At 68.9% G+C, this 26,603-nt stretch carries 24 protein-coding genes; 20 read left to right on the top strand and 4 right to left on the bottom strand.

The window, feature by feature from the left end:
- Positions 1 to 85: 85 nt before the first annotated feature.
- The 13 genes from PKB_RS20965 (at position 86) to PKB_RS20905 (ending at position 15,366) form a co-directional block, all read left to right on the top strand.
- Positions 86 to 1,453 carry an NAD(P)/FAD-dependent oxidoreductase gene (locus PKB_RS20965; RefSeq protein ID WP_197539233.1) on the top strand — a complete coding sequence of 456 codons (1,368 nt, stop codon included), beginning with the start codon at positions 86 to 88 and terminating at the stop codon, positions 1,451 to 1,453.
- 78 nt (positions 1,454 to 1,531) lie between these two features.
- A complete protein-coding gene (locus PKB_RS20960) occupies positions 1,532 to 2,722 on the top strand; it encodes a saccharopine dehydrogenase family protein (protein ID WP_043254179.1) in 1,191 nt (396 codons plus the stop codon).
- Between the two features lie 74 nt (positions 2,723 to 2,796).
- A complete protein-coding gene (locus PKB_RS20955; RefSeq protein WP_043254176.1) occupies positions 2,797 to 4,164 on the top strand; it encodes a DUF1329 domain-containing protein in 1,368 nt (455 codons plus the stop codon).
- 171 nt (positions 4,165 to 4,335) lie between these two features.
- Positions 4,336 to 5,958: a DUF1302 domain-containing protein gene (locus tag PKB_RS20950; RefSeq protein WP_156958054.1), complete on the top strand. Its 1,623-nt coding sequence runs from the start codon at positions 4,336 to 4,338 to the stop codon at positions 5,956 to 5,958.
- A 17-nt stretch (positions 5,959 to 5,975) separates the two neighbouring features.
- Positions 5,976 to 6,971 carry a WD40/YVTN/BNR-like repeat-containing protein gene (locus PKB_RS20945; protein WP_043254174.1) on the top strand — a complete coding sequence of 332 codons (996 nt, stop codon included), beginning with the start codon at positions 5,976 to 5,978 and terminating at the stop codon, positions 6,969 to 6,971.
- Positions 6,971 to 9,349, top strand: a complete 2,379-nt coding sequence (locus PKB_RS20940) for an efflux RND transporter permease subunit (RefSeq protein ID WP_052355344.1) — start codon at positions 6,971 to 6,973, stop codon at positions 9,347 to 9,349. Before PKB_RS20945 ends, PKB_RS20940 begins: the two co-directional genes overlap by 1 nt.
- 379 nt (positions 9,350 to 9,728) lie before the next feature.
- Positions 9,729 to 10,871: an acyl-CoA dehydrogenase family protein gene (locus PKB_RS20935; RefSeq protein ID WP_043254171.1), complete on the top strand. Its 1,143-nt coding sequence runs from the start codon at positions 9,729 to 9,731 to the stop codon at positions 10,869 to 10,871.
- The gene (locus tag PKB_RS20930) at positions 10,868 to 12,061 is read left to right on the top strand and encodes an acyl-CoA dehydrogenase family protein (RefSeq protein WP_043254169.1); all 1,194 of its coding nucleotides are present in this window, start codon (positions 10,868 to 10,870) and stop codon (positions 12,059 to 12,061) included. The genes PKB_RS20935 and PKB_RS20930 overlap by 4 nt, the downstream gene beginning before the upstream one ends.
- 12 nt (positions 12,062 to 12,073) lie before the next feature.
- Complete coding sequence (locus PKB_RS20925; protein WP_043254167.1) at positions 12,074 to 12,856, top strand: SDR family oxidoreductase; 783 nt, start codon at positions 12,074 to 12,076, stop codon at positions 12,854 to 12,856.
- 1 nt (position 12,857) lies between these two features.
- Positions 12,858 to 13,316 carry a MaoC family dehydratase gene (locus PKB_RS20920; protein WP_043254165.1) on the top strand — a complete coding sequence of 153 codons (459 nt, stop codon included), beginning with the start codon at positions 12,858 to 12,860 and terminating at the stop codon, positions 13,314 to 13,316.
- 33 nt (positions 13,317 to 13,349) lie between these two features.
- Positions 13,350 to 14,552: an acetyl-CoA C-acyltransferase gene (locus PKB_RS20915; protein WP_043254163.1), complete on the top strand. Its 1,203-nt coding sequence runs from the start codon at positions 13,350 to 13,352 to the stop codon at positions 14,550 to 14,552.
- Positions 14,552 to 14,935, top strand: coding sequence for a nuclear transport factor 2 family protein (locus PKB_RS20910; RefSeq protein ID WP_242411182.1), 384 nt, complete (start codon positions 14,552 to 14,554; stop codon positions 14,933 to 14,935). The genes PKB_RS20915 and PKB_RS20910 overlap by 1 nt, the downstream gene beginning before the upstream one ends.
- Entirely contained in the window at positions 14,932 to 15,366 is a 435-nt protein-coding gene (locus PKB_RS20905; protein ID WP_043254161.1) for a nuclear transport factor 2 family protein, read from the top strand. The genes PKB_RS20910 and PKB_RS20905 overlap by 4 nt, the downstream gene beginning before the upstream one ends.
- Positions 15,367 to 15,494: 128 nt before the next feature.
- Here the strand turns inward: PKB_RS20905 and PKB_RS20900 are convergent, their stop codons facing one another.
- Together PKB_RS20900 and PKB_RS20895 are read right to left on the bottom strand one after the other, a co-directional pair.
- Positions 15,495 to 15,968, bottom strand: coding sequence for an SRPBCC family protein (locus tag PKB_RS20900; protein ID WP_043254159.1), 474 nt, complete (start codon positions 15,966 to 15,968; stop codon positions 15,495 to 15,497).
- 3 nt (positions 15,969 to 15,971) lie between these two features.
- Positions 15,972 to 16,742 carry an SDR family oxidoreductase gene (locus PKB_RS20895; protein WP_043254157.1) on the bottom strand — a complete coding sequence of 257 codons (771 nt, stop codon included), beginning with the start codon at positions 16,740 to 16,742 and terminating at the stop codon, positions 15,972 to 15,974.
- Positions 16,743 to 17,112: 370 nt separating this feature from the next.
- On the opposite strand from PKB_RS20895, the gene PKB_RS20890 reads away from it, so the two are divergent.
- The 6 genes from PKB_RS20890 to groL all read left to right on the top strand — a co-directional run bounded on the left by PKB_RS20890 (position 17,113) and on the right by groL (position 23,237).
- Positions 17,113 to 17,940 carry an alpha/beta fold hydrolase gene (locus PKB_RS20890; protein ID WP_043254155.1) on the top strand — a complete coding sequence of 276 codons (828 nt, stop codon included), beginning with the start codon at positions 17,113 to 17,115 and terminating at the stop codon, positions 17,938 to 17,940.
- On the top strand, positions 17,937 to 18,728 hold the full coding sequence (locus PKB_RS20885; RefSeq protein ID WP_043254152.1) for a fumarylacetoacetate hydrolase family protein: 792 nt from the start codon (positions 17,937 to 17,939) through the stop codon (positions 18,726 to 18,728). Before PKB_RS20890 ends, PKB_RS20885 begins: the two co-directional genes overlap by 4 nt.
- A gap of 26 nt (positions 18,729 to 18,754) precedes the next feature.
- Positions 18,755 to 19,663, top strand: coding sequence for an acetaldehyde dehydrogenase (acetylating) (locus PKB_RS20880; protein ID WP_043254150.1), 909 nt, complete (start codon positions 18,755 to 18,757; stop codon positions 19,661 to 19,663).
- 10 nt (positions 19,664 to 19,673) lie between these two features.
- Positions 19,674 to 20,708, top strand: a complete 1,035-nt coding sequence (dmpG, locus tag PKB_RS20875; protein WP_043254148.1) for a 4-hydroxy-2-oxovalerate aldolase — start codon at positions 19,674 to 19,676, stop codon at positions 20,706 to 20,708.
- A gap of 250 nt (positions 20,709 to 20,958) precedes the next feature.
- On the top strand, positions 20,959 to 21,507 hold the full coding sequence (locus PKB_RS20870) for a hypothetical protein (RefSeq protein ID WP_043257582.1): 549 nt from the start codon (positions 20,959 to 20,961) through the stop codon (positions 21,505 to 21,507).
- Positions 21,508 to 21,617: 110 nt separating this feature from the next.
- Positions 21,618 to 23,237 (top strand): chaperonin GroEL, encoded by a 1,620-nt coding sequence (gene groL, locus PKB_RS20865; protein WP_043254145.1) that lies wholly within the window; start codon positions 21,618 to 21,620, stop codon positions 23,235 to 23,237.
- Between the two features lie 12 nt (positions 23,238 to 23,249).
- On the opposite strand, the gene PKB_RS20860 is transcribed toward groL, so the two are convergent.
- On the bottom strand, positions 23,250 to 24,362 hold the full coding sequence (locus tag PKB_RS20860) for a CapA family protein (RefSeq protein WP_043254142.1): 1,113 nt from the start codon (positions 24,360 to 24,362) through the stop codon (positions 23,250 to 23,252).
- 136 nt (positions 24,363 to 24,498) lie between these two features.
- Here PKB_RS20860 and PKB_RS20855 point away from each other — a divergent pair, with 136 nt between their 5' ends.
- A complete protein-coding gene (locus PKB_RS20855) occupies positions 24,499 to 25,857 on the top strand; it encodes a nicotinate phosphoribosyltransferase (protein WP_043254140.1) in 1,359 nt (452 codons plus the stop codon).
- Positions 25,858 to 25,866: 9 nt separating this feature from the next.
- Here PKB_RS20855 and pncA read toward each other — a convergent pair whose 3' ends face one another.
- The gene (gene pncA, locus PKB_RS20850; RefSeq protein ID WP_043254138.1) at positions 25,867 to 26,493 is read right to left on the bottom strand and encodes a bifunctional nicotinamidase/pyrazinamidase; all 627 of its coding nucleotides are present in this window, start codon (positions 26,491 to 26,493) and stop codon (positions 25,867 to 25,869) included.
- Positions 26,494 to 26,603 lie beyond the last annotated feature (110 nt).

Below are 26,603 nucleotides of genomic sequence, written 5' to 3'. Positions count from 1 at the left end.
AGCGGTGTTTCTCCCTCTCTCTAGGATCGATGCCACTGGAGCTGTCCCGGCCACAAGGCCGGCAGCGCATACCAAGGAGTCGCCAGTGAGCAGTGCGATCGATCGGCAAGCCGCGTGCGGACGGGTTCCGCAGTTCCCCATCGCCCAGGCCTACGAGGCCGGCGTGGTGCCGATCCGCTTCAGCGGCTGGCCGGCGGCGCAACCCGCGCCCGTGTACGCGGCGCTGGACGGCGACCTGGACGCCGATGTGGTGGTCGTCGGCGCCGGCCTGGCCGGGACTTCCCTGGTCCTGCACCTGGCCGAGCGCGGCGTACGCAGCGTGCTGCTGGAAGCCGACCAGCCGGCCAGCGGCGCCTCCGGGCGCAACGCCGGGCACGTGCAGCCCTACCTGAGCTCCTTCGAACCGCTGCGCGCCCATCGCGACCAGGGGCGGCGCTTCATCGAAACCTTCATCGAGCAGCGCAACATCGTCTTCGAGCTCTGCCGCAAGCATGGCCTGGACGCCGATGCGGCGGCCTGCGGCATGCTCGAAGCGGCGCGCCGACCGAGCGCCGCGCTGGTGAAACAGACGCAGCAGTGGAAGGGGTTCGGCTACGACGTCGAACTGGTCGGCCAGGCGCGCCTGCGGGAGATGCTCGGTACCGACCTCTACACCCAGGGCATCCACTGGCGCGAAGGCGGGCGGATCAACCCCTACCTCTTCACCCAGGGCATGGCCGCCGCCGCCGTGCGCGCCGGGGCCTCGGTGTTCGGCAATTCCTGCGTGCTGGCCTGCGAGCGCGACGGCAACCGCTGGCGTGTGCGCACCGCCACCGGCAGCGTGCGCGCGGCGCGCGTGGTGCTGTGCACCAGCGGTCACACCGGCAACGCCTTCTTCCCGGAACTGGCGCGGACCCAGTTCCCCCTGGTCGCCTGCGGCATGGCCACACGGCCGCTGCCGGCGGCCGTGCTCGATGCGATCAACCCGGCCCGCGTGGCGCTCATGCAGTACCCCGCCGGTCTCTATCCGCTGGTCGTCGACGGGCGCGGGCGGCTGGTCACCGCGACCATCCCGCGGCACCGCCAGGCGCAGTGCGCGGACGTCCACTTCGCCAGCTTCGTGCGCTACCTGCGCCGCACCTTCCCGGGGGTGGGCGATGCGCCCATCGAGCTGGAGTCCTACTGGACCGGCATGACCGCCAACTCGTCGTCGGCCTACGACGCCGCCTACCCGAAGCTGTTCCGGGTGGACGAGGGCGTGCTGGCGCTGATGAACCTCGGCTCCTGGGGCAACCTCATGGGCCCGCTGCTGGGCATGGACCTGGCGCGCGCGCTCGCCGCCGACCGTCCGGACGATGCCCTGCTGCCGCTGGAGCAGCCGCAGGCGGTACGCCTGCCGGGACGCTTCGAAACCAAGATCCGCCGCGTGCTGATCCCCGCGGCCAGGCTGGCGGACCGCCTCGACCTGGTCTGAGCGGCGAGGGTCCGCGAGGGCCGCGCCCGGGGTGAGAACGGCTTAACACGAAAACAAGAAGCACAAAGAGAGGTAAGCATGAAGATCTTGCTGTTGGGGTGCGGGAATGTCGGGGCCAACGTGGCGCGCCAGTTGGTGCCGCGTCATCCCTCGGTGGAATACGTGGTGGCGGACCTGAACCTCGAGGTCGCCGAGAAACTCGCCGCCGACCTGGGCTCGCAGGTGAAGGCGGCGCGGGCCGACGTGCTCGACCCGGCGTGCCTGGACGCGCTGCTCGATGGCGTCGACCTGGTGTTCAACGCGGTCGGTCCGTTCTATCGCAGCGCGGTGCCGGTGATCGAGGCGGCCCTGCGCGCCCGCGTCGACTACATCGACATCAACGACGACCATGATGTCGCCGAGGCTCTCTACCTCGATCCGAGCTATCAGCAGCGCGCCCTGGAAGCCGGGATTCGCCTGGTCGTCGGTTGCGGCTCGACGCCCGGCCTGAGCAACGTGATCGCGCGCATGCTGGTCGATCGCCTGGACAGCGCCACGGAAATCCACCTGGCCACCGCCGTGCCCTTCGTGCCGGACCTGCTGTCGCCGGCGGTGGTCGACCACATGATGCACATCACCTGCGGCGAAGTGGTTCAGTTCGTCGACGGCCAGTACCGCAAGATGCCCGGCTGGGGCGGTCGCCTGGAGGTGCCTTACTCGGCGCCGTTCAAGCACTACCCGGGGTTCTTCATCGGCCACGGCGAAACCGTCACCCTGCCGCATTGCATCCCCGGCCTGCAGCAGGTCACCAACCGCATCGGCTTCATTCCCGAGGCCGGTTCGAAGATCTGGCAATCGATGATCGACCTCGGCCTGGGCAGCCCGGAGAAGATCGAGGCGCTGGGCATCTCGCCGCTCAAGTTCCTCACCCAGCACCTGTCCAGCGAGGCCGGGCGCAAGGCCCTGAGCGTCGACCTGTCCGACGAGCCCTGGGCGGTGGCCATGCGCGTTGAGGTCCGTGGCCTGCGCGACGGCGCCGAAGTGTGCAGCGTGGTCGAGCAACACCTGCAATTGCCGGTGGAGGAGACCGACGACAGCACCGCCGACCCGACCCCGACCTGCGCGCGCCTGTTCATCGAGGCCTACCTGGACGGCCGCATCCGTGGCCAGGGCCTGCTGGCGCCGGAAAGCTGCGTGGACGCCGAGGCCTATGTGCGCGCCTTCGCCGAGGAAACCGGCGCGACCTTCATCGCCAGCGAAACCCGGGTGCAGGGCGAGCTGTTCGCCTGATCCCGCGTACCCGTGGACGACCACAAGGCCGGCCCGCCCCGCGCGGCCGGACCTTCGCAGAGGAAGAAGACACCATGAAGCACACGATTCTTGGCGCGCTGCCGCTCGCGGCGACGCTGATGCTGGGCAGCGGGCTCGCCCTGGGCGCGGCCAGCCCCGCCGATGTGGAAAAGCTCGGCCGCGAACTCACCTGCCTGGGCGCGGAAAAGGCCGGCAACGCCGACGGCAGCATCCCGCCCTACAGCGGCAAGTGGCTGGGCACGCCGCCGGGCCTGAAGTTCGACGGGGTGGGCGCGCGCCATCCCGATCCCTATGCCGGGGAAAAACCGCTGTTCACCATCACCGCGCAGAACATGGCGCAGTACGAGGCGCGCCTGTCCGACGGGCAGAAGGCGCTGCTGCACAAGTACCCGGCGAGCTTCGCGATTCCCGTCTACCCCAGTCATCGGGACTTCCGCTACGACGACTATCGCTGCGAAATCGCCCGCAAGAACGCCGCCAGCGCGGAGCTCGAGGACGGCAACATGGGTGAGCGCGCACTGCGCGGCGGCACGCCTTTCCCGATTCCGAAGAACGGCGACGAAGTGCTGCGCAACATTCTCCTGCCGGCCTATGCCGCCGAGGAAGACGGCGAGTACGACCAGGCCGTGGTCTACCAGGACGGCAAGATCGCCTGGGGCCGGATGCGCTTCGAGATCCTCGACCTGACCGGCGACCAGTACGCCGGCCAGCCCACCGACGGGGTCTTCGCCCTGTCGCGGGTCACCACCCTCAAGCCGGACCGCGACAAGGGCCAGGTGTCGCTGACCTACACCTACTTCAACGAGGCGAAGAACCCGCAGACCAGCTGGCAATACAACCCCGGCACCCGCCGTGTGCGCCAGTCCCCCGGCTATGGCTTCGACATCCCGCTGGGGGTCGGCGGCTTCCGCACCATCGATGACGACCGGCTCTTCAACGGTTCGCCCGAACGCTACAGCTGGAAGCTGCTCGGCAAGCGCGAGATGTACATCCCCTACAACGGCTATCGACTCGAGGCCGAAGGGGTCAAGTACGCGGACCTGCTCAAGCCCGGCAGCATCGACCCCAGCGTGATGCGCTACGAGCTGCACCGGGTCTGGGTGCTGGAGGCGACCCTGAAGGAAGGTTATCGCCACCAGTACGCCAAGCGCGTCCTGTACATCGACGAGGACACCTGGAACGCCATCATGGCGGACAACTACGACGCCCATGGCGAGTTGTGGCGGACCAACTTCCTCAACGCCTACTACGCCTACGGCGCGAAGGTCTTCCAGGCGGGCGTCACGGTCTACCACGACCTGATCGCCGGCTCCTACCTGGCCGACCGGCTGACCAACGAGGGCGCTGCGCCGCAGGTCAATGGCGACCGGCTGAAGCCCTTCATGTTCACCACCGACATGCTGCGCCAGGCCGGCAAGTGAGTACACCGGGCGGGGCGCTCGCCACGCCCGGACACGGCTTTCTCCACTGAAAACAATTCCAAATGACCCCACCCCCGGCGACGCCCTGCGCCTCGCCAGGGGGTGATGCCGCGCGCTCGTCGGACACCGGGGGACGGTGCCGCGGCGGCGCGGGCGAACAGGAGGCTGTAGATGATGCGTTTTGCAAGCGATGTGGCTGGGGGATCGGGTGGGCTGCGTGGCGGCCGCAAGTTGCACTGGCTGCTCGGACTGGCGGCGATGCCCTTCGCCATGCCGGCGCATGCCGGGACCTTCGCCATCGGCGAGGAGGTGAATGTCGACTACATCATCAACGTCAGTTACGCCGCGGCCTACCGTCTGCGCGATCCGTCGGCGGCGCTGGTCGACGGGCCGACCGACCCGGCCAGTGGCCTGCCGACCACCGTGAACTCGGACGACGGCGACCGCAACTTCAAGCGCGGCGCGCTGATCAACAATCGCCTGTCGGTGCTCGGCGATTTCGACATCAAGTACCGCAACTACGGGGCGTTCCTGCGCGCCAGCAGCTTCTACGACGATGTCTACCGGCATTACAACGACAACGACTCGCCCGAGACGGTGAACAAGGACGGCGACCACGACCAGTTCACCTCGCGGGCGCGCCGGCTCGAGGAAAACCGCACGCGCCTGCTCGATGCCTACCTGTACACCAGCCAGCAGACCGGGGACGAGTCGATGCTCAACCTGCGCCTGGGCCAGCAGGTGGTGCAGTGGGGCGAGAGCCTGTTCTTCCCGAACATCGCCGGCGCCCAGTCGCCTGCCGACGCGACCAAGGCCAACGTGCCCGGCACCGAGGTGAAGGACATCCTGCTGCCGGTCGGCCAGCTCTCGGCGCAGTGGCAGCTGAACCCGGTGTTCGGCGTCGCGGCGTACTACCAGTACCAGTACAAGCCCACCGAGCTGGACCCGGTCGGTACCTACTTCTCCTACACCGACGTGGTCGGGCCGGGCGCCGAATTCATTCGCGCAGCGCCGGGCTTCAACATTCCGCGCGGCCCCGACCACCATCCCCGCGACAGCGGCCAGTGGGGCCTGAGCACGCACTTCGCGGTGACCAGCGAGACCGACCTGAGCCTGTTCTACCTGCGCTACCACGACAAGAACCCCAACGTGGAAGTGCACTACCAGGACTTTGTCCCGGTGGACTACAGCGTGGTGTACTTCGACGACATCTCGCTCTACGGCGCCAGCTTCTCGACCCGCCTGGGCGACGTGAACCTGGCCGGCGAGGTCAGCTACAAGGAAGGCGTGCCGGTGCTGGTCGACTCGCCGCTGGGCTCGGTGGCGACCCGCGCCGACGCTACCCAGGCGAACCTCTCGGCCATCTACCTGCTGGGCCCGCGCTGGTTCTCCGAGCAGACCACCTTCCTCGCCGAGGTCAGCTCGCTGCACGTCAACTCGGTGGATGCCTTCGGCTTTGCCGGGGATCGCTACGACGAGCTCACCAATGACCGCAACTCCTGGGCCTACCAACTGATGGTGATCCCGTCCTGGAACAACGTCATCGAGAACTGGGACATGACCCTGCCGGTCTCCTTCGCCCAGCAGGTCAAGGGCGCCGCCGCTGTGGCGGGGGCCTTCGGCGGCCTGGTCGGCCAGGGCGACAAGCGCATGAGCGTCGGCATCACCGGCAAGTACCTGAACAACCTGGAACTCGATCTCACCTATAACGGCTTCCTCGGCTCGGCCGACCTGGAGAAGCGCCCGCTGGCCGACCGCGACTACCTGGCGTTCGCCGCCAAGTACAGCTTCTGAGCCGGGGGAGGCCTTTCATGAGGACGATCCTCGGACTGGCCGCCTGCGTATTGGTGGCGGGGGCCGGTGCACTGGCCTTCGCCCCGCGCGGCGCGCCTTCCCTGCGGCCGACGGAGATTCCCGTCGAGCGCATGCAGATCGACGGCATCAAGGCCACGGCCGCCGGCCTGGTGCTGGCCGGCGAGCTCGGCCAGATCCGCCTGTCCCTCGACCAGGGACGGACCTGGATCGCCGCCAAGGTTTCACCGCAACGCCAGGCGCTGATCACGCGCCTGGTGTTCGCCGATTCCCACAACGGCCTGGCCCTCGGTCACGAGGGCTGGATCCTGCGCACCACCGATGGCGGGCGCAGCTGGCGAGAGGCCGCCTTCGTCGAGAACGACGGCCAGCCGCTGATGGACGCCGCGCGGCTGCCTTCGGGCGACTGGCTCGCGGTGGGCGCCTTCGGCCGCGTGCTGCGTTCGACCGATGGCGGGCAGCACTGGCGTGGCGAGTCCATCGGCGCGCCGGGTGACTGGCACCTGAACGCCATCGTGGCCTCGCCGGATCGGCGCCAATGGCTGATCGTCGGCGAAGCCGGCAGCGTGCTGCGCTCCCTCGACGGCGGCGCGCACTGGCAGGCCGTCGAACCCTTCTACAACGGCTCGCTGTATGGCGCGCTCGGCCTGGGCGGGGGTAGCTGGCTGGCTTACGGCATGCGCGGCCAGGTGTTCCGCAGCAACGACGACGGCCTGCACTGGCGCCCGGTGCGGGTGCCGCTGCCGGTCTCGCTGTATGCCGGCGCGATTGATTCGCAGGGCGCCGTGCTGCTGGCCGGGCAGGGCGGCGTGGTGATGGGCAGCCATGATGGCGGCCTGTCCTTCCAGGTGCTGCGCGACGGTGGCCAGGAAAACCTCACCGACCTGCTGGTACCGCCCGACGGTCAGCTGCTGCTGGCCAGTGACGCGGGGCTGCGTCGCCTGGCGCTGCCGGTTTCCGGCCAGGTCCCGCCCTCGCCACAGGAGATTCGCTGATGTCTGCCGCTGTAACCCGTACCGAGCGCCTGGTCGCCGCCATGGCCCGCGGGCTGATCGCCCGGCGCAAGGTCCTCGGCCTGCTCTTCGTGCTGATCACCCTGGGCCTGGGCGCCTCGTCGCTGCACACCCGCCTGGACCCGGGCTTCAACAAGCTGATCCCGCTCAGCCATCCGTTCATGGCCGCCTTCCGCGAGCACGGCAGCACCTTCTCCGGCGCCAACCGGGTGCTGCTGAGCGTGCACTGGAAGGGCCAGGGGGACATCTACAACCCGCAGTTCCTCGAAGTGCTGCGCAAGGTCACCGACGAGGTGTTCTTCACCCCCGGCGTGAACCGCAGCCGCGTGCGCTCGCTGTTCACGCCCAACGTGCGCTACATCGAGGTCACCGAGAACGGCTTCACCGGCGACGTGGTCGTGCCTTCGCACTTCGTCGCCGACGCCACGGGGCTGGCGCAGATCCGCACCAACGTCGCCAAGTCCGGCGAGATCGGCCAACTGGTGGCCAACGACCTGCGCTCGGCCATGGTCCAGGCCGACCTGCTGGAGGTCGACCCGCAGACCGGCCGCAAGCTCGACTACGCGGCGGTGGCCAAGCGCCTGGAAGACATTCGCGCGCGCTTCGCCAGCGAACAGGTCGACATCCAGATCGTCGGCTTCGCCAAGCTCATGGGCGAGGTGATGGATGGCCTCAACGGGGTGCTGGGCTTCTTCGCCATCGCCTTCGCCATCACCGCCGTGCTGCTGTGGCTCTATTGCCGTTCGCTGAAGCTGACCCTGCTGGCGATCTGCGTCGCGCTGTTGCCGGTGATCTGGCTGCTCGGCCTGCTGCCGCTGCTGGGCTACGGCATCGACCCGATGTCGGTGCTGGTGCCCTTCCTGATCTTCTCCATCGGCGTGTCCCACGCCGTGCAGATGACCAACGCCTGGAAGCAGGACGTGCTGGCCGGTGCCGCGCCGCGCGAAGCCGCCGAGGCGGCGTTCCGCAAGCTGGCGATTCCGGGCACGGTGGCGCTGCTGGCCAACGCCCTGGGCTTCATGGTGATCATGCTCATCGACATCCCCATCGTCCGCGAGCTGGGCCTTACCGCGTGCCTGGGCGTCGGCCTGATGGTGGTCACCAACAAGATGTTCCTGCCGATCATCCTGTCCCACCTGCAGCTGGAGCGGGCCGCCCGCCGGGTGCCAGCGGGGCAACGCCAGCGCGCCTGGTGGGCGTTGGCGGCGCTGGCCGAGCCGGGCCCGGCGCTGCTGAGCCTCGCCGCCATGCTCGTGCTGCTCGCCGCCGGCACCTACGGCTCGCGCTTCCTGCACATCGGCGACATCGGCGCCGGTGCCCCGGAGCTGCGCGCCGAGTCGCGCTACAACCGCGACAACGCGGCCATCGTCGGCAGCTACTCGATCAGCATGGACGTGCTCTCGGTCTACGCCGAGACCAGCGGCCAGGGCGAGGCCTGCCTGAACTGGGAGGTGATGAACGCGGTCGAGCGCCTGGACCTGTTCCTGCGCGGCGTCTCCGGCGTGCAGTCGGTGCGCAGCGTGGCCGGCGGGGTGAAGCTCTACGTCGCCGGCAACAACGAGGCCAACCCGCGCTGGGCGGCGCTGCAGCGCTCGGAGGCGGCCCTGCGCATCGGCGGCGGCGCGGCCAACCCGGAGCTGGGGCTGAACACCGAGGGCTGCAAGACCCTCAACATCCTGGTCTACCTCGACGACCACCAGGGCTCGACCCTCAAGCACGTCACCGAGGAAGTGCAGCGCTTCATTGCCGCCGAGCACAACCCGCTGATCCGCTTCCGCCTGGCCGGTGGCAACGCTGGGGTGGCGGCGGCCACCAACGAGGCGGTGGAGCACGCCGAGGCGCAGATGCTGGCATCGATCTTCGTCGCCATCACCCTGCTGTGCTGGATCACCTTCCGCTCCTGGCGCGGGGTGCTCTGCGTGATAGTGCCGCTGATGCTGGTGACCATCCTCTGCAACGCGCTCATGGCCCTGCTCGGCATCGGCCTGAAGGTCGCCACCCTGCCGGTGATCGCCCTCGGCGTCGGGGTCGGGGTGGACTACGGCGTGTACCTCTTCGAGCGGGTGCAGCATGAGCTGGAAGACGGCAGGAGCCTGCGCGAAGCCTTCTACGAGGCGCTGCGCCAGCGCGGCACGGCGGCCGTGTTTACGGCCGTGACCATGTCCATCGGCGTCGGCACCTGGGCGTTCTCCGCGCTCAAGTTCCAGGCCGACATGGGCGTGCTGCTGGCCTTCATGTTCCTGGTCAACGTGCTGGGGGCGATCTTCCTCCTGCCCGCGCTGGCGGTCTGGCTCGGCGTCGGCCAGCGCTTGCGCGAGAAGCCGGCGCTGCCGGTCGGCGGCGAGGTGCTCGAGCGCTGAGTGTGTCTCCCGGGGGCGCGTACGTTGAAGGCGCGCGGGGCGTGACGCAGGAGCGGGTGGCGGGCTCGAGCCTGCCAGCGCCTGCGCGCCGGAGTGCGCGTCCCCGGGGCCTTGTCCCTCTGCACGGGGTTCAATCGCGGCCATGGGCCGCTCCTACGGCTTGGTCTTGCACCGAGGTTTACCTGTAGGAGCGAGCTTGCTCGCGAACAGCTTCGGCACGGGGTTTGTTCGCGAGCAAGCTCGCTCCTACGAAAAACAACTGTCCCGCGCCGTCCGTTCCGCCAAGCATCCGCGTCCTTCCCCCACGTCCATTCGGACGATTCCCCCCCAGGCGTCTCCCGCCAGACTTCGTCCATCCGAAACCACAGGGCTGTATCCCATGGAATTCGCCTTCACCGACGAGCAGCAGATGATCCGCGACAGCGCGGAAAGCTTCCTCGCCGACGCTTCACCTTCCAGCGCCGTGCGCGCGGCCATGGCCACCGGCGGGCACGACCAGGCGCTTTGGCAGCGCATCTGCGCCGAACTCGGCTGGCAGGCCCTGCTGGTGCCCGAGGCCCATGGCGGCCTGGGCCTGGGCTTCGTCGAGCTGGCCATCGTCCAGGAGCAGCTGGGCCGCCGTCTTTCGCCCCTGCCGTTCTTCGCCAGCGCCCTGGCCGTGTGCGCCTTGCGCGTGCTTGGCGCTGAAGGGCAGCAGGCACGCTGGCTGCCCGGCCTGGCCGAAGGCAGCCTCAGCGCCACCTTGGCGCTGAGTACGCCCTTCGCCGATGCCGTCCAGGTACAGGCGCATGCGGAAGGCCAGGGCTTCGTGCTCGACGGTCGCCTGCGCTCGGTCATCGATGGTCACAGTGCCGATCTTCTGTTGATCCCCGCACGCATGCCGCAAGGCATCAGCCTGTTCGCCGTGCCCGCCGAAAGCGCCGGCCTGCAGCGCCGCGTGCTGCCGACGCTGGATCAGACCCGCACGCTCGCGGAGATCGAATTGAACGGCCTGTACCTGCCCGCCGATGCCCTGCTGGGCGAGCCGGGCGGAGCCTGGCCGCTGCTGGAAAAAGTCCTGCAGCTCGGTGCCGTGGCCCTCGCTGCCGAGCAGGTCGGCGGTGCGCAACAGGCGCTGGACCTGACCGTCGCCTACACCCAGGAGCGCCGCCAGTTCGGCCGCCCGGTGGGTGGCTTCCAGGCGCTCAAGCACCGCATGGCCGACATGATGCTGCAGGTGGAGTGCGCGCGTTCGGCGCTCTATTACGCCGCCTGCGTGGCCCAGGAGGCGCTGGACGGGCAGGGTGACGCCGCGCTCGCCGCCGAGCTGCCCCAGGCCGCCGCACTGGCCAAGTCGCAGGCCTCGGAGGCCTTCTTCCACTGCGCCGCCGAGTCGATCCAGCTGCACGGCGGCGTCGGCTTCACCTGGGAATACGACCCGCACCTGTATTTCAAGCGCGCCCGCGCCGGCGAGGGCCTGTTCGGCACCCCGGCCTGGCACCGCGAGCGCATCGCCGCGGCCATCCTGGAGGAACGCCCATGAAGATCGGATTCAGCACCGCCGACGAGGCTTTTCGCGCCGAGGTGGCACTCTGGCTGGCGGACAACCTGCGCGGCGAGTTCGAACCGCTGCGCTTCCGTGGCGGACCGGGCGACGAACACAGCTTCCCGGAGGAGCGCAAGGCCTGGGAGCGCAAGCTCGCCGAGGGTGGCTGGACCTGCGTCGGCTGGGCGCCGGAGCACGGCGGGCGCGGCCTGTCGATCAACCAGCAGGTGATCTTCCACGAGGAATACGCCCGCGCCGGCGGCCCCGGCCGCATGGGCCACATCGGCGAGGGCCTGGCCGGGCCGACCATCGCCGCCTTCGGCACTGAAGAGCAGAAGCGCCGCCTGCTGCCGGGTATCGTCAGCGGCCGCGAATTCTGGTGCCAGGGCTATTCCGAGCCGGGCGCCGGTTCCGACCTGGCGGCGGTGAAGACCCGCGCGAGCTTCGACGCCGAGCGCAACGTCTGGAAGATCAACGGGCAGAAGGTCTGGACCTCGCTGGCCCACGAGTCCGACTGGTGCTTCGTCATCGCCCGCAGCGAGCCGGGCAGCGTCGGCCACCACGGCCTGGCATTCCTGCTGGTGCCGATGCGCCAACCGGGTATCACGGTGCGGCCGATCGAGCAGATCACCGGCACCTCCGAATTCAACGAGGTGTTCTTCGACGACGCCGAGACCGCCGCCGAGAACCTGCTCGGCGCGCCGGGCGAAGGCTGGAAGATCGCCATGGCGCTGCTGGGCTTCGAGCGCGGGGTGTCCACCCTTGGCCAGCAGATGCAGTTCCAGAACGAACTCGACGAAGTCATCCGCATCGCCCGCGCCAACGGCGCCGCCCGCGACCCGCTGCTGCGCCAGCGCCTCGCCGAGGCCTGGGGCGGGCTGAAGGTGCTGCGCTACAACTCGCTGCGCATGCTCTCCGGCCCGCAGGACGGCCGCCTGCAACGCGAGGCGCTGATCTACAAGCTGTGCTGGGCCGACTGGCACGCACGCCTGGGCAAGCTGGCCATGGATGTGCTCGGCCCCGAGGCGGAAATCCTCGACGGCGCGCCCTACGAGCTCAACCGCCTGCAGGGCCTGTTCCTGTTCAGCCGCTCCGACACCATCTACGGCGGCAGCAACGAGATCCAGCGCAACCTCATCGCCGAGCGCGCGCTCGGCCTGCCGAAAGAACCCAAGGCCCCCCGCTAGGAGAACGCCCCCATGCTCAACCCCGAATACGTATCCGGCCGTGGCCTGCTGCGCGGCAAGTCGGTGCTGATCACCGCCGCGGCGGGCGCCGGCATCGGCTTTTCCGCCGCCCTGCGCGCTGCCGAGGAAGGCTGCCGCGCGCTGATGATCAGCGACATCCACGAAGGCCGCCTGAACGAGGCCGTGGAGCGTATCCGCCAGGCCTGCGGGCTGCAGGCGGTGTACGGTCAGGTCTGCAACGTCACCAACGAGGAGCAGGTGCGCGCCCTGGTGGCTGCCGCCGAAGAGCGCCTGGGCGGTGTCGACGTGCTGATCAACAACGCCGGCCTTGGCGGTTCGCGCACCCTGGTGGAGATGACCGACGAGGAGTGGAACCGCGTCCTCGACGTGACCCTCACCGGCACCATGCGCATGACCCGCGCGATGCTCCCGCACATGATGGAACGCAAGGCAGGTGCCATCGTGAACAACGCCTCGGTACTCGGCTGGCGCGCGCAGAAGGAGCAGAGCCACTACGCCGCGGCCAAGGCCGGGGTGATGGCGCTGACCCGTTGCGCTGCATTGGAAGCCGCCGAATACGGCATCCGCATCAACGCGGTGAGCCCGAGCATCGCCCTGCACGATTTCCTGCGTAAGTCCGCGCCCCAGGAACTGCTGGAGAAACTGGCCTCCACCGAGGCCTTCGGCCGCGCGGCGGAGACCTGGGAAATCGCCAACGTGATGATGTTCCTGGCCAGCGACTACAGCTCGTACATGACCGGCGAAGTGCTCTCGGTCTCCAGCCAGAGGGCCTGACATGCCGCGCATCTTCGAGCATCCCGAACAGCTGCTGGCCTGCGTCGGCGAAACCCTCGGCGAGAGCGAGTGGCTGACCGTCGAGCAATCGCGCATCGACCAGTTCGCCGAAGCCACGGGCGATCACCAGTGGATTCACGTCGACCCCGTGCGCGCCGCCGCCGGCCCCTATGGCGCGTGCATCGCCCACGGTTACCTGAGCCTGGCCCTGGTCAACCTGTTCCTGCCGCAGATCGTCGAGGTGCGCGGCATCTCGATGGGCGTGAACTACGGCTGCGACCGCGTGCGCTTCCCCAACGTGCTGAAGGCCGGCGCGCGGGTCCGCGGCCGCGCCGAGCTGGTCGCCGCCGAGGCGGTGAAGGGCGCGGTGCAGGCGACGGTACGCGTCAGCGTCGAGATCGACGGCGAAGACCGCCCCGGCTGCGTGGTGGACACCATCAGCCGCTATTACCCGGCCTGAGGCCGGGACGACCCATTTGCGAAGGAACCCATCATGAGAGAAGCCGTCATCGTCTCCACCGCCCGCACCGCCATCGGCAAGGCCTTCCGCGGCGCCTTCAACGACACCGAGGCCCCGGCCATGGGCGGCCACGTGGTGGCCGAGGCGGTGCGCCGCGCCGGCGTCGAGCCGGGCGAGGTGGACGACGTCATCATCGGCGCCGCCGCGCAGCAGGGCACCCAGGCCTATAACCTCGGGCGCCTCTGCGCCATCGCCGGCGGGCTGCCGACCAGCGTCGCCGGCATGGCCGTGGAGCGGCAGTGCTCGTCGGGCCTGATGAGCATCGCCATCGCCGCCAAGGGGATCATCTGCAACGAGCTGGACATCGCCGTGGCCGGTGGCCTGGAGTCCATCTCGCTGGTGCAGAACAAGCACAAGAACGCCTATCGCAACCAGTCCGCCGCCGTGATCGAGCGCGACCCGGCGGCCTATATCCCGATGATCGAGACCGCCGAGATCGTCTCCGCGCGCTACGGCATCAGCCGCGAAGCCCAGGACGCCTACGCCCTGCGCAGCCAGCAGCGCACCGCCGCCGCCCAGCGCGACGGGCTGTTCGACGCCGAGATCGTGCCGTTCAACGCGCAGCGCCTGGTGGTGGACAAGGCCACCGGCGAGAGCCGCCACGAACCCGTGCTGCTGACCCGCGACGAGTGCAACCGCGCCGACACCAGCCTGGAAAGCCTGGCCGCGCTGGAGCCGGTGTGGCAGGGCGGGCAGTGGAGCGGGGCGGGGCGTTTCATCACCGCCGGCAACGCTTCGCAGCTGTCCGACGGCGCCTCTGTCTCGGTGCTGATGGAGGCCCGCGAGGCCGCGCGCCGTGGCCTGCAACCGCTGGGTATCTATCGCGGCATGGCGGTGGCCGGCTGCAACTCCGACGAGATGGGCATCGGCCCCGTGTTCGCCGTGCCCAAACTGCTCAAGCGCCACGGCCTGACGGTCAATGACATCGGCCTGTGGGAGCTCAACGAAGCCTTCGCCTGCCAGGTGCTCTTCTGCCAGGACAAGCTGGGCATCCCCGACGAGCGCCTGAACGTCAACGGCGGCGCCATCGCGGTCGGCCATCCGTTCGGCATGTCCGGTGCGCGCATGGTCGGCCACGCGCTGATCGAAGGCCGCCGCCGTGGCGTGCGCTACGTGGTGGTGACCATGTGCATCGGCGGTGGCATGGGCGCTGCCGCGCTCTTCGAGGTGGCCTGATGGACGCGCAACTGATCCGCCGGCGCATGGCGCGCTATGTCGAACTGGTGGATGCCGGGGATATCGACGGCATCCTTTCCCTCTACGCCGATGACGCGGTGATCGAGGACCCGGTGGGCGCGCCGCCGATCGTGGGTATCGAGGCCATCGCCCGCTTCTACCGCGAAGGCCTCGGCCGCGCCGAAGCCAGCGCCCAACTCACCGGCCCGGTGCGGGTGGCGAGCAACGGCAGCGGCGCCATGCCGTTCCGCGTCGACCTGGTATGGAACGGCGAGCCGTGCAGCCTGCATGTGATCGACGTGATGGAGTTCGACGGCAACGGCCGCATCCGCACGATGAAAGCCTACTGGGGCGAACTGAACATGGAGCGCCGACCGGAATGAACCTCGAACAGCGCATCGCCCGGCTGGAGGCCCTGGAGGCCATTCGCCAACTGAAGCACCGCTACCTGAACGCCTGCGACCTGAAGGACGTGGCGGCGATCCGCGACTGCTTCGCCGAAGGCGAGGTGCTGATCGACTACGGCCCGCTCGGCGTGTTCCGCGAGCGCGAGCCGTTCCTGGCGCTGTACCAGGAACTGGCCTGCGTGCCGCGGGTGATCGACCTGCACCATGCGGCTAACCCGGAGATCGACCTGGAGGATGCCGAAAACGCCCGCGCGCGTTGGGCGTTGCATTACCAGAATCGGGATGGCGAAACCGGCGCTACGCGGCAGCTCGGTGGTTTCTACCAGGACCGTTACCGGCGCGTGGATGGCCGATGGCTGATCGTGGAAACCGTCTTCCGCGGGCATTTCGAGGTATCCCGTTCGTAGGATGGGTTGAGCACAGGCTCAACCCCTCCTACGGCGCGAACGGCAGGGCACGATGTTCCCCTGTAGGAGCGGCCCATGGCCGCGAATCGCGCGCATGGCGCGCTCCTACAGGTTCCATTTCGTGCCGATCAGCCCTTGGCGAAATCCGCATTCTGCGTCTGGCCGGTTTCGTAGAACGCCTTCAGGTTCACCGCGATCTTCGCCACGGTCTTGCGCAATGCGCCGGCCAGCAGCCATTCGCCGAGTTTGCCGCCGCGCAGCTCGCCATCCAGGCTCAGGCTCAGGCGGGTGCGGCCGTTGCCTTCCGGTTGCAGCGCATAGCAGAAGCTGGCTTCACGGAAGGGGAAGGGCGGGCCTTGTTCGGCGCGGTGCAGGCGCAGGACGAAGCCTTCGCCTTCTTCCCAGTGCAGGACGCTTTCGTCGAGGAAGCCGCGTTTCATGAACACCCGGCGGCTGGCGCCCGGGCCTTCCTTCGGGCCGGGGTGGAAGGCGCAGGCGGTGAGACCAGGCACGTAGTGCGGCGCCAGGGCCAGGTTGCGCAGGTGGGTCCAGGCGGCTTCCGGGGTGAGGTCGAGGATGAGCTCGTGCCGTGCGCTGAGCATGGTCTACCCCTGCGCCGCGTCGAGGAACGCCGGGCGTTCGCCGCCGCCATGCAGGGTGATCTCGGCGCCGCTGACGTAGGCGGCCATTGGCGAGGCGAGGTACAGGCAGGCGTCGCCGATGTCGCCCGGCTCGGCCATGCGACCGAGCGGGATGCTCGCGGCGACCCGGGCCACGCCGGCTTCGTCGCCATAGTGCAGGTGGCTCTGCTCGGTGCGGATCAGCCCGCCGATCACCGCGTTGATCCGCACCTTGGGCGCCCATTCCACGGCCAGCGAACGGCCCAGGTTGACCAGGCCGGCCTTGGCCGCGCCATAGGCGGCGGTGCCCGGCGAGGGGCGGATGGCGCTGACGCTGCAGATGTTGATGATCGCGCCGCCTTGCGGCTGCTTCTGCATGCGCTGGTTGGCCAGCTGGCAGAGGTTGAGCGGCGCCAGCAGGTTGAGGCGCACGATGGCTTCGGAGAAGCGCGGCGAGGCTTCGGCGGCATTGGCATAAGGCGCCCCGCCGGCATTGTTGATGAGCACATCGAGGCGGCCGTAGCGCTCGTCGATGGCGGCCATCAGCTGTTCCAGCTGCGCGAAGTCGCGCACGTCGCAGGGCACGAACCAGGCTTCGCGGCCTTCATGCGCCGGCAACTGCGCGGGCGCCTCCCGGCCACCGATCACCACTTCGGCGCCCTGTTCCAGGAAGCGCTGGGTGATGCCTCTTCCAACGCCCTTGGCGCCGCCGGTGACCAGGACGACCTGGCCGCTGAAATCCATCGTTCGTGTCATCGCACGTCCTCTTCGGGAAAGGCTTCCAGCCTAGGTGGAGCTGGGGCTGGCGCCCACGTCCGAAGGGACTAGGCAGAGCCCTCTCCCCAACCCTCTCCCGCAAGAGGGAGAGGGACTGTGCGGTGCGGGCGGACGGTTCGTCGTCTTCCTGTAGGAGCGGATTCATCCGCGAAAATCCCGCGCCGATTTCGACCTGTAGGAGCGCGCCATGCGCGCGATTCGCGGCCATGGGCCGCTCCTACAGGGAACACCGTGCCGTGCGGTTCGCGGATGAGATCCGCTCCTACGGCCGCGCTAGTCCTCTCGGACGATGCCGCCCGCTGCGGCGTGCCGAAGAATCCCCGGCACATTCCCTCCCAGGAGCAGCGCCATGGCCGCCTTGCCGCAAGGGCACTTCGTCACCCTCAACGACGGACTCCGGTTGCACTACCTGGACAGCGGCAGCGGCGACGCCGTGCTGTTCATCCACGGCAGCGGCCCCGGCGCCAGCGGCCATAGCAACTTCAAGCAGAACTACCCGGTCTTCGCCGCCGCCGGGCATCGCGTGCTGGTGCCGGACCTGCCCGGCTACGGCCTGAGCGACAAGCCGGAAACCGACTACACCCTGGACTTCTTCGTCGAGGCGATGTTCGGCCTGCTCGACGCCCTGGATATCCGGCGCTGCACCCTCGTCGGCAACTCCCTGGGCGGCGCCATCGCCATCAAGATGGCCCTCGACCAGCCGCAGCGCATCGCGCGCCTGGTGCTGATGGCGCCCGGCGGGTTGATGGAGAAGGAGCAGTACTACCTGCAGATGGAAGGCATCCAGCGCATGGGGGCGGCCTTCGCCAATGGCGAGCTGAACGATGCCGAGGGCATGCGCCGCCTGCTCTCGCTGCAACTTTTCGATGCCTCGCAGATCAGCGACGAGACGGTGAACGAGCGCGTCGCCGTGGTGAAGGAGCAGCCGCGCTACGTGCTGACCCGCATGCAGGTGCCGAACCTGGCCGCGCGGCTTTCCGAGCTGAGCTGCCCGATCCTCGGGTTCTGGGGCATGAACGACAAGTTCTGCCCGGCCAGCGGCGCGCAGACGCTGATGCAGGCCTGCCGCAATATTCGTTTCATCCTGCTCAGCGAGTGCGGGCACTGGGTGATGGTCGAGCACCGCGAGGTGTTCAACCGCGACGTGCTGGCCTTCCTGGCGGAGGGCGCGAAATGAGCGAGGCGTTGCATCGCCAGTACGGCGAGGAGCTCTACCAGGCCCTGCTCGCCGGGCGCACTTTGGCGCCGCTGACCGAGCGCTGGCCGCAGATCACCATCGAGGATGCCTACCGCATCTCGCTGAACAGCATCGAGCGCCGTGTGGCTGCCGGTGACGCCATCGTCGGCAAGAAGATCGGCGTCACCTCCGAGGCCGTGCAGCGCATGCTGAACGTGCACCAGCCGGACTTCGGCTTCATCACCCGCGACATGTCCTTCGACTGCGGTGCCGATATCTCGCTTGCCGAGCACCGCCTGATCCAGCCGCGCGCCGAGGGCGAGATCGCCTTTAAGCTCAAGCATGACCTGCAGGGGCCGGGCGTCACCGAGCAGGACGTGCTGGATGCCACCGAGTGCGTGATGGCCTGCTTCGAGATCGTCGATTCGCGCATCCACGACTGGAAGATCCGCATCCAGGACACGGTCGCCGACAACGCCTCCTGCGGCGTCTTCGTCCTCGGCCGCGAGCGGGTCGACCCGCGCGGGCTGGACCTGCCGAACCTGCGCATGACCGTCTACAAGAACGGCCTGCCGATCAGCGAGGGCCGGGGCTCCGCCGTGCAGGGCAACCCGCTCACCGCGGTGGCCTGGCTGGCCAACACGCTGGGCGCCTTCGGCATTCCCTTCAAGGCCGGCGAGATCATCCTCTCCGGCTCGCTGGTGCCCCTGGAGCCGGCGCGCGCCGGCGACCGCTTCGAACTGAACATCGACGGCCTGGGCAGCGCCCGGGTGTCGTTCCGTCCCTGATTCCCCTTCCGCCACGGGAGCTTTCCATGAGCAAGAAACTCAAGGCCGCGATCATCGGGCCGGGCAACATCGGCACCGACCTGCTGATGAAGATGCGCCGTTCCGACTGGATCGAGCCGGTCTGGATGGTCGGCGTCGACCCCGAATCCGATGGCTTGAAGCGCGCCCGCGAATTTGGCCTGAAGACCACCGCCGAGGGCGTCGACGGCCTGCTGCCGCATGTGCTGGACGACGACATCCGCATCGCCTTCGACGCCACCTCGGCTTATGTGCATGCCGAGAACAGCCGCAAGCTGAACGCCCTGGGCGTGATCATGATCGACCTCACCCCGGCCGCCATCGGCCCGTTCTGCGTGCCGCCGGTGAACCTCGCCGAGCACGCCGGCAACCTGGCCATGAACGTCAACATGGTCACCTGCGGCGGCCAGGCGACCATTCCGATGGTGGCGGCCGTGTCGCGGGTGCAGCCGGTGGACTACGCCGAGATCGTGGCCACCGTTTCCTCGCGTTCGGTCGGTCCGGGCACGCGCAAGAACATCGACGAGTTCACCCGCACCACCGCCGGCGCCATCGAGAAGGTCGGCGGGGCGAAGGAGGGCAAGGCGATCATCGTCATCAACCCGGCCGAGCCGCCGCTGATGATGCGCGACACCATCCACTGCCTGACCGCCGGCGAGCCCGACCAGGCGGCGATCCGCGAGTCGGTGCACGCGATGATCCGCGAGGTGCAGCGCTACGTGCCGGGCTACAAGCTGATCAACGGCCCGGTGTTCGATGGCAAGCGCGTCTCGGTGTACCTGGAGGTGGAGGGCCTGGGCGACTACCTGCCCAAGTCCGCCGGCAACCTCGACATCATGACCGCCGCCGGCCTGCGCACCGCCGAGATGTTCGCCGAACGCGCCGCCGAAGGCGCCCTGCAACTGCCCGCTCGCTGAGGAATTCCCGATGAACCTGCAAGGTAAGAAAGTCCGCCTGCACGACATGAGCCTGCGCGACGGCATGCACGCCAAGCGCCACCAGATCAGCCTGGAGCAGATGGTCAGCGTCGCCACCGCGCTGGACGAGGCCGGCGTGCCGCTGATCGAGATCACCCACGGCGACGGCCTGGGTGGCGCCTCGGTGAACTACGGTTTCCCGGCGCACACCGACCGCGAGTACTTCGAGGCAGTGGTTCCCAAGCTCAAGCAGGCCAAGGTCTCGGCCCTGCTGCTGCCGGGCATCGGCACCGTCGAGCACCTGAAGATGGCCCACGGCTGCGGTGTCTCCACCATTCGCGTGGCCACCCACTGCACCGAGGCCGATGTCTCCGAGCAGCACATCGGCATCTCCCGCGAGATGGGCCTGGACACCGTCGGTTTCCTGATGATGGCGCACATGGTCAGCGCCGAGCAGTTGCTGGCGCAGGCGAAGCTGATGGAGAGCTTCGGCGCCAACTGCATCTACTGCACCGACTCGGCCGGCTACATGCTGCCCGACGAGGTGAGCGCCAAGATCGGCCTGCTGCGCGCCGAGCTGAAGGGTTCCACCGAGGTTGGCTTCCACGGCCACCACAACCTGGGCATGGCCATCGCCAACTCCCTGGCCGCCATCGAGGCCGGTGCTGCTCGCATCGACGGTTCGGTGGCGGGCCTGGGCGCCGGCGCCGGCAACACCCCGCTGGAAGTGTTCGTCGCGGTACTGCAGCGCATGGGCGTGGAAAGCGGCGTGGACCTGTATCGCATCATGGACGTCGCCGAGGACCGCGTGGTGCCGATGATGGACCAGCCGATCCGCCTCGACCGCGATGCGCTGACCCTGGGTTACGCGGGGGTCTACAGCTCGTTCCTGCTGTTCGCCAAACGCGCCGAGGCCCGCTACGGCATCTCCGCCCGCGAGCTGCTGGTGGAACTGGGCCGGCGCGGCACCGTCGGCGGCCAGGAAGACATGATCGAGGACCTGGCGCTGACCCTGGCCAACCAGCGCGGCGTGCTGCCGACGTAGGGCGTACAACCGTTCGCGGTTGTACGCCGTTTGACCGATCCCCCCGCCCGCGTCGTGTTCGAACCGGGCGCCCTGCTCCCAGCCCGCCCGCGGTTGTACGCCGATACACCCTGCCTGGCAGGTCACTCCGTGGCCGCCAGGGCGGTCTGTGCCACGGCGGCGCTTCGATCTGATCCTGATCAAGGTATTTCCGCGCCAACCGCGCAGGATCAGCGAAGTGATCGATCCGATCAGTGCCGGGAGAACCCTCATGAAAAAGCTCGCGATGGCCGTGGCGACGGCCCTGTTGGTAGGTACCCCGTTGGTGGCGGTGATGGGCGCCGAGAGCCAGCCCAAGGCCGATGACAAGCCTGCGGCACAGGCCGGCACGCCCAAGGCGCCGGACACCGCCGCGTTCGACAAGCAGCTGGAGCAGATCCAGCAGCAGATGAATGCGATGCACGAGCAGATGCAGAGGATCCAGGCCACCCAGGACCCGAAGGAGCGGCAGAAGCTGCTCGATGAGCACTGGAACAGCATGCACAGCACCATGTCGGCTATGCATGAGCTCTGGGGCCGGGGCATGGGGCCGGCGGGGATGGGGCCCGGAGGGATGGGCATGGGCGGCATGGGGCCCGGCATGATGGGCGGCGGTGGCGGCTGGATGCACATGCGCGGCTACTACTCGCACCTGACGCCCGAACAGATGCATCAGCACCAGTACATGATGGATCAGTACCTGAACATGCAGCAGATGATGATGAACCACATGATGTGGCAGCAGCAGTACGGCAACGGCGCGCCGCCGAAGAGCCCTTAGTCGGCTCGCGGCTGCCCCGCGTGGACCGCGGGGCTTTCGTTTGATGCCGATCAAGGCGCCGCCAGCATTCCGGGTCGAGGTTAGCGAGAGATCACCCGGAGGGCTGGGAAATGGCACATAGCAAACTCCTGTTCGGCAGCCAGGCGCGCGAGAAGGTGCTGCGCGGCGCGACGCAGCTGGCCGATGCGGTGCGGGTCACCCTGGGGCCGCGCTCCAAGTCCGTCCTGATCCGCCGTGGCTGGGGCACTCCGGTGGTGTGCAACGACGGGGTGACGATTGCCAAGCAGGTCGACCTCGAGGACCCGGAAGAGAACCTCGGCGCGCAGATGCTCTGCCAGGCCGCCGAGCGCACCGGCGAGGCGGTGGGCGACGGCACCAGCACGGCGACGGTGCTCGCCCATGCGATCCTCGCCGACGGCATCCGCAACGTGGTCGCCGGGGCCAGCGCCATCGACATCAAGCGCGGCCTCGACCGCGGCCTGCAGCGGGCGGTGGCGTCGCTGAAGGCGCAGTCGCGGCCGGTGAGCAGCCGCAAGGAAAAGGTCCAGATCGCCAGCATCTCGGCGCACAACGACAACGCCATCGGCGAGCTGGTGGCCGACGCCCTGGAGAAGGTCGGCAGCGAGGGCGTGATCAGCGTGGAAGAGTCCAAGACCACCGAGACGGTGGTGGAAGTGGTCGAGGGCATGCGCTTCGACCGGGGCTACGTGTCGCCGTACTTCATCACCGACACCGACAAGATGCAGGCCGTCCTCGAGGACGCCTACCTGCTGCTGAGCGACCAGAAGATCGGCCTGCTCAAGGACCTGATCCCGCTGCTGGAGCAGGTCGCCAAGAGCGGCCGGCCGCTGCTGTTCATCGCCGAGGACATCGAGGGCGAGGCGCTGGCGACGCTGATCGTCAACCAGATCCGCGGCATCCTCCGCGCAGTGGCGGTGAAGGCGCCGGGGTTCGGCGACCGGCGCAAGGAGCTGCTGCAGGACATCGCCGTGCTCACCGGCGCCCAGGTGATTTCCAGCGACCTCGGCATCCGCCTGGAGCAGGTCGACCTGAGCCAGCTGGGGCGCGTGCAGCGGGTGGTGGTGGACCGCGAGAGCACCACGCTGATCGGTGGCGCCGGCGAGCGCCCGGCCATCGAGGCGCGCCTCCAGCAGATCCGCGCGCAACTGGAGCGCAGCACCAGCGAATACGACCAGGAGAAGCTGCGCGAGCGGCTGGCCAAGCTGTCCGGCGGCGTCGCGGTGGTGCGTGTCGGCGCGCCCACCGAGGCGGAGATGAAGACCCGCAAGGACGCCCTCGACGATGCCATCGCGGCGACCAAGGCGGCCATCGCCGAGGGCCTGGTGCCCGGCGGTGGGCTGGCCCTGCTGCGCGCGGTCAAGGCCATCGCCGAGGAGGAAGCGAATTGCCAGGGCGACGAGCGGACCGGCCTGCAGATCCTGCGCCGCGCCCTGGAGGCGCCGGCGCGGACCATCGCCGAGAACTCCGCGGTGGATGCCGGCGTGGTGGTCGCGCGAATGCTCGCCGAGGAGGGCGATCGCGGCTTCGATGCATCGAACAACCAGTACGTGGACATGTACGAGGCCGGCATCATCGACCCGACCAAGGTGGTGCGCGTCGCCCTGGAGAACGCCGTGTCGGTCGCCAGCGTGCTGCTGCTCACCGAGGCGACCCTGACCGAGCTGCCGGAGAAGGAGCCGCCGGAAGGCCCGCCGTCGCTGCAGGGCTGAAGCGCTGGCCGGTCAGTGCCAGTGCAGGTGCAGTTCGCCGGCGTCGTCCCCGCGCAACCAGCAGCCGAAGGGCAGGCACAGGCGGTTGAGGGTATCGAGCAGCCAGGCCCGGTCCGTCTCGACGGCGGCCTGCAGGCTCAGCCGGCATTGCAGCGTGGGGCAGAGCGCCAGCGACAGCAGGCGGCCCGCGGCGTCCAGTTCGGGGAAGTACAGCAGGCCGAGGTCGCTGCGGTAGCGCTCATGCCCGCCGATGCCTTCGTAGTCGTCCAGCAGGTCGCCGCAGCCATACAGGATCAGGCGCTCGCGGTAGACCTCCAGGGCCTTGACGTGGTGCGAGGAGTGGCCGTGGACCAGGTCCGCCCCGGCTTCGTCGATCAGCGCGTGGGCGAAGCGGGTCTGCTCCGGGGCGACGGGGAACTCCCAGTTGCCGCCCCAGTGCAGCGAGACCAGCACGCGGTCACCCGGTTGGCGGAACGCGTCGATGTGACTGGCGATGCGCGCCACGGTCGACGAAGAGAGGTCGGCCAGGCGGGCGATGCCGGCGCGACCCTCGCCGGCGCTCCAACTCGCCGGTACGCCGCAATCGCCGGTGGCGAAGGCGAACACCAGCAGGCGGCCGCCAGCCACGGGCAGGACCGCGGGCGCCTCGGCGCTGCCGCGGTCGATGCCGGCGCCGGCGTGGCGCACGCCCGCCTGGTCGAGCCCGGACAGGGTGTCCAGAAGGCCTTCCTCGCCCCAGTCGAGCACATGGTTGTTGGCCAGGCTGCAACAGTCGATGCATGCGCTGCGCAGCACCGGGAGGTTGTCCGGATGCATCCGGTAGTTGATGCCCTTGGGCTGCGGCCAGCCGCGCCGGGTCACGGCGGTCTCCAGGTTGACCAGGCGGACGTCCGCGCGGTGCCGGGCGATGGCCTGCAACGCCACGCCCCAGACGTAGGCGAAATCCACCGGACGGGCGATGGGGCCGTTGCGCCGCTCGGCCAGTTCCACGTAGCGGTTGGCATCCTTGACGTAGGCTTCGTAGAGCTGCGGGTCGCCGGGATGCGGCAAGACCTGGTCGATGCCGCGGGCGGTCATCAGGTCGCCGCCGAGGAACAGCCGCAAGGGCGGGGACGAAGCGGACATGGGGCACCTCCTGCCTGGGGTGTTTCCCGATGCTGGGCCGATCCGCCGCCGACGACTTGATCTGCATCAGAGCCGGGGCCTGTGCGAGGGCGTCTGATGGAACTTCCGGATGCCTGTATCAGCGAGGAACTCCGCCATGACCCTGCAACGGCCCCAGCTCGCCTTACCCGGCGCGCTGCTGACGGACCTCTACCAGCTGACCATGCTGCAGGCGTATTTCGACCGGGGCATGTTCGACACCGCGGTGTTCGAGTTCTTCGCCCGCAAGCTGCCGGCGTGCCGCAACTTCTACCTGGCCGCCGGGCTTGAGCAGGCGCTGGACTACCTGGAGCAGCTGCAGTTCTCCGAGGCCGAGCTGGAATGGCTGTCCGCCCAGCGGATGTTCAAGGCGGCGTTCATCGACTACCTGGCCGGCCTGCGCTTCACCGGCGAGGTGCATGCCATGGCCGAGGGCACGCCCTTCTTCGCCAACGAGCCGATCCTGCGGGTCACCGCGCCGCTGCCGGAGGCGCAGCTGGCGGAGTCGCGGCTGGTCAACCTGCTGCACTTCCAGTCGCTGATCGCCGGCAAGGCCGCCCGCGTGGTGCTGCAGGCGCCGGGCAAGCGCCTGGTGGATTTCGGCCTGCGCCGGGCGCATGGCGCCGAGGCCGGGCTGCTCGCCTCGCGGGCCTGTTACCTGGCGGGCTTCTCGGCCACGGCCACGGTGCTGGCCGGTGCGCAGTTCGGCATTCCGCTCGCCGGGACCATGGCGCATTCGTTCATCCAGGCGCACGTCGACGAGGTCGCGGCCTTCGAGCATTTCGCCAACAGCCTGCCGGGCTCGGTGGTGCTGCTGATCGACACCTACGACACCGAGGCCGGCGCCGCGCGGGTAGTGGACCTGGCGCCGCGCCTGGCGGCGGCCGGCATCCGCGTGCAGGGCGTGCGTATCGACAGCGGCGACCTCGGCGAGCATGCGCGCAAGGTCCGCGCCATCCTCGATACCGGCGGCCTGAATGAAGTCACCATCTTCGCCAGCGGCAGCGTCGACGAATACCTGCTGCGCGACCTGCAGGCGAAGGGTGCTCCCATAGACGGCTATGGCGTGGGCACCAAGCTGGACACCTCGGCCGACGTGCCGGCGCTGGACTGCGCCTACAAGCTGCAGGAATACGCCGGGCTGCCGCGGCGCAAGCGCTCCGAGGGCAAGGCCACCTGGCCGGGGCGCAAGCAGGTTTATCGCCAGTACGACGACGATGGCTGCTGTTGCGGCGACGTTCTCACCCTGGAAGGCGACACGGCACCGGGCGTGGCCTTGATCAAGCCGGTGATGCGCCATGGCCGGCGCCTGCACCCATCGCCGTCGCTGGAGGAGGTTCGTGCCTATACCCGATTGCAGCTGGACAGCCTGCCCGCGGCCCTCTGCAGCCTCGACCCGGCCGCCTATCCGGTGCACGAGTCCGAGGCGCTGCACCTGCTGGCGGCCGAGGCCGACCGGCTGGTCGGCAGGCCCTGAGCGGCGCGCTCAGAGGTTGTCGCGAATCTCCACGCCGGCTTCGCGCATTGCCTGCACGGCTTTCGCCAGCGAACCGTCCAGGTCCAGGCCGCGGCAAGCGTCGAGCAGCAGCACGGCCTCGAAACCTTCCCGGCGGGCGTCCAGGGCTGAATACAGCACGCAGTAGTCGGTTGCCAGTCCGACGAGGAACAGGCGCCGGATGCCGCGTTCGCGCAGGTAGCCGGCCAGGCCGGTGGGGGTGCGGCGGTCGTTCTCGTAGAAGGCCGAGTAGGAGTCGATGGCGCTGCGGTAGCCCTTGCGCAGGACCAGCTCGGCCTTCGTCAGCGCCAGTTGCGGATGGAAGGCCGCGCCGGCGGTGCCCTGCACGCAGTGCACGGGCCACAGGGTCTGCTCGCCATAGGCCAGGCTCAGGCTGTCGAACGGCTGCCGGCCGGGGTGGTTGGCGGCGAAGCTCTGGTGGTCGGCCGGGTGCCAGTCCTGGGTCAGCACCACATGCGAGAAGCGCTCGGCGAGGCGGTTGATCACCGGCACCACGGCGTCCGCGTCGGGCACGGCCAGGGCGCCGCCGGCGCAGAAATCGTTCTGGACGTCGATCACCAGCAACAGGTCGTGGCTGTCGGGGGTGGATGGGCTCATGGCAGGGGCTCCGGGGCGGGAATCGGCAGGCGCCGCGCGAGGCGGGCGAATTGTCCGGATGCTAGCGCAAAGCCGGCCGGCGTCGAACCGCAAGGGGACCGCGATTGCTT

This window comes from Pseudomonas knackmussii B13 (genome assembly GCF_000689415.1).
Classification (GTDB): domain Bacteria; phylum Pseudomonadota; class Gammaproteobacteria; order Pseudomonadales; family Pseudomonadaceae; genus Pseudomonas; species Pseudomonas knackmussii.
Note: the sequence above shows the minus strand (reverse complement) of the source record. Positions and strands in the feature narration are given on the sequence as shown.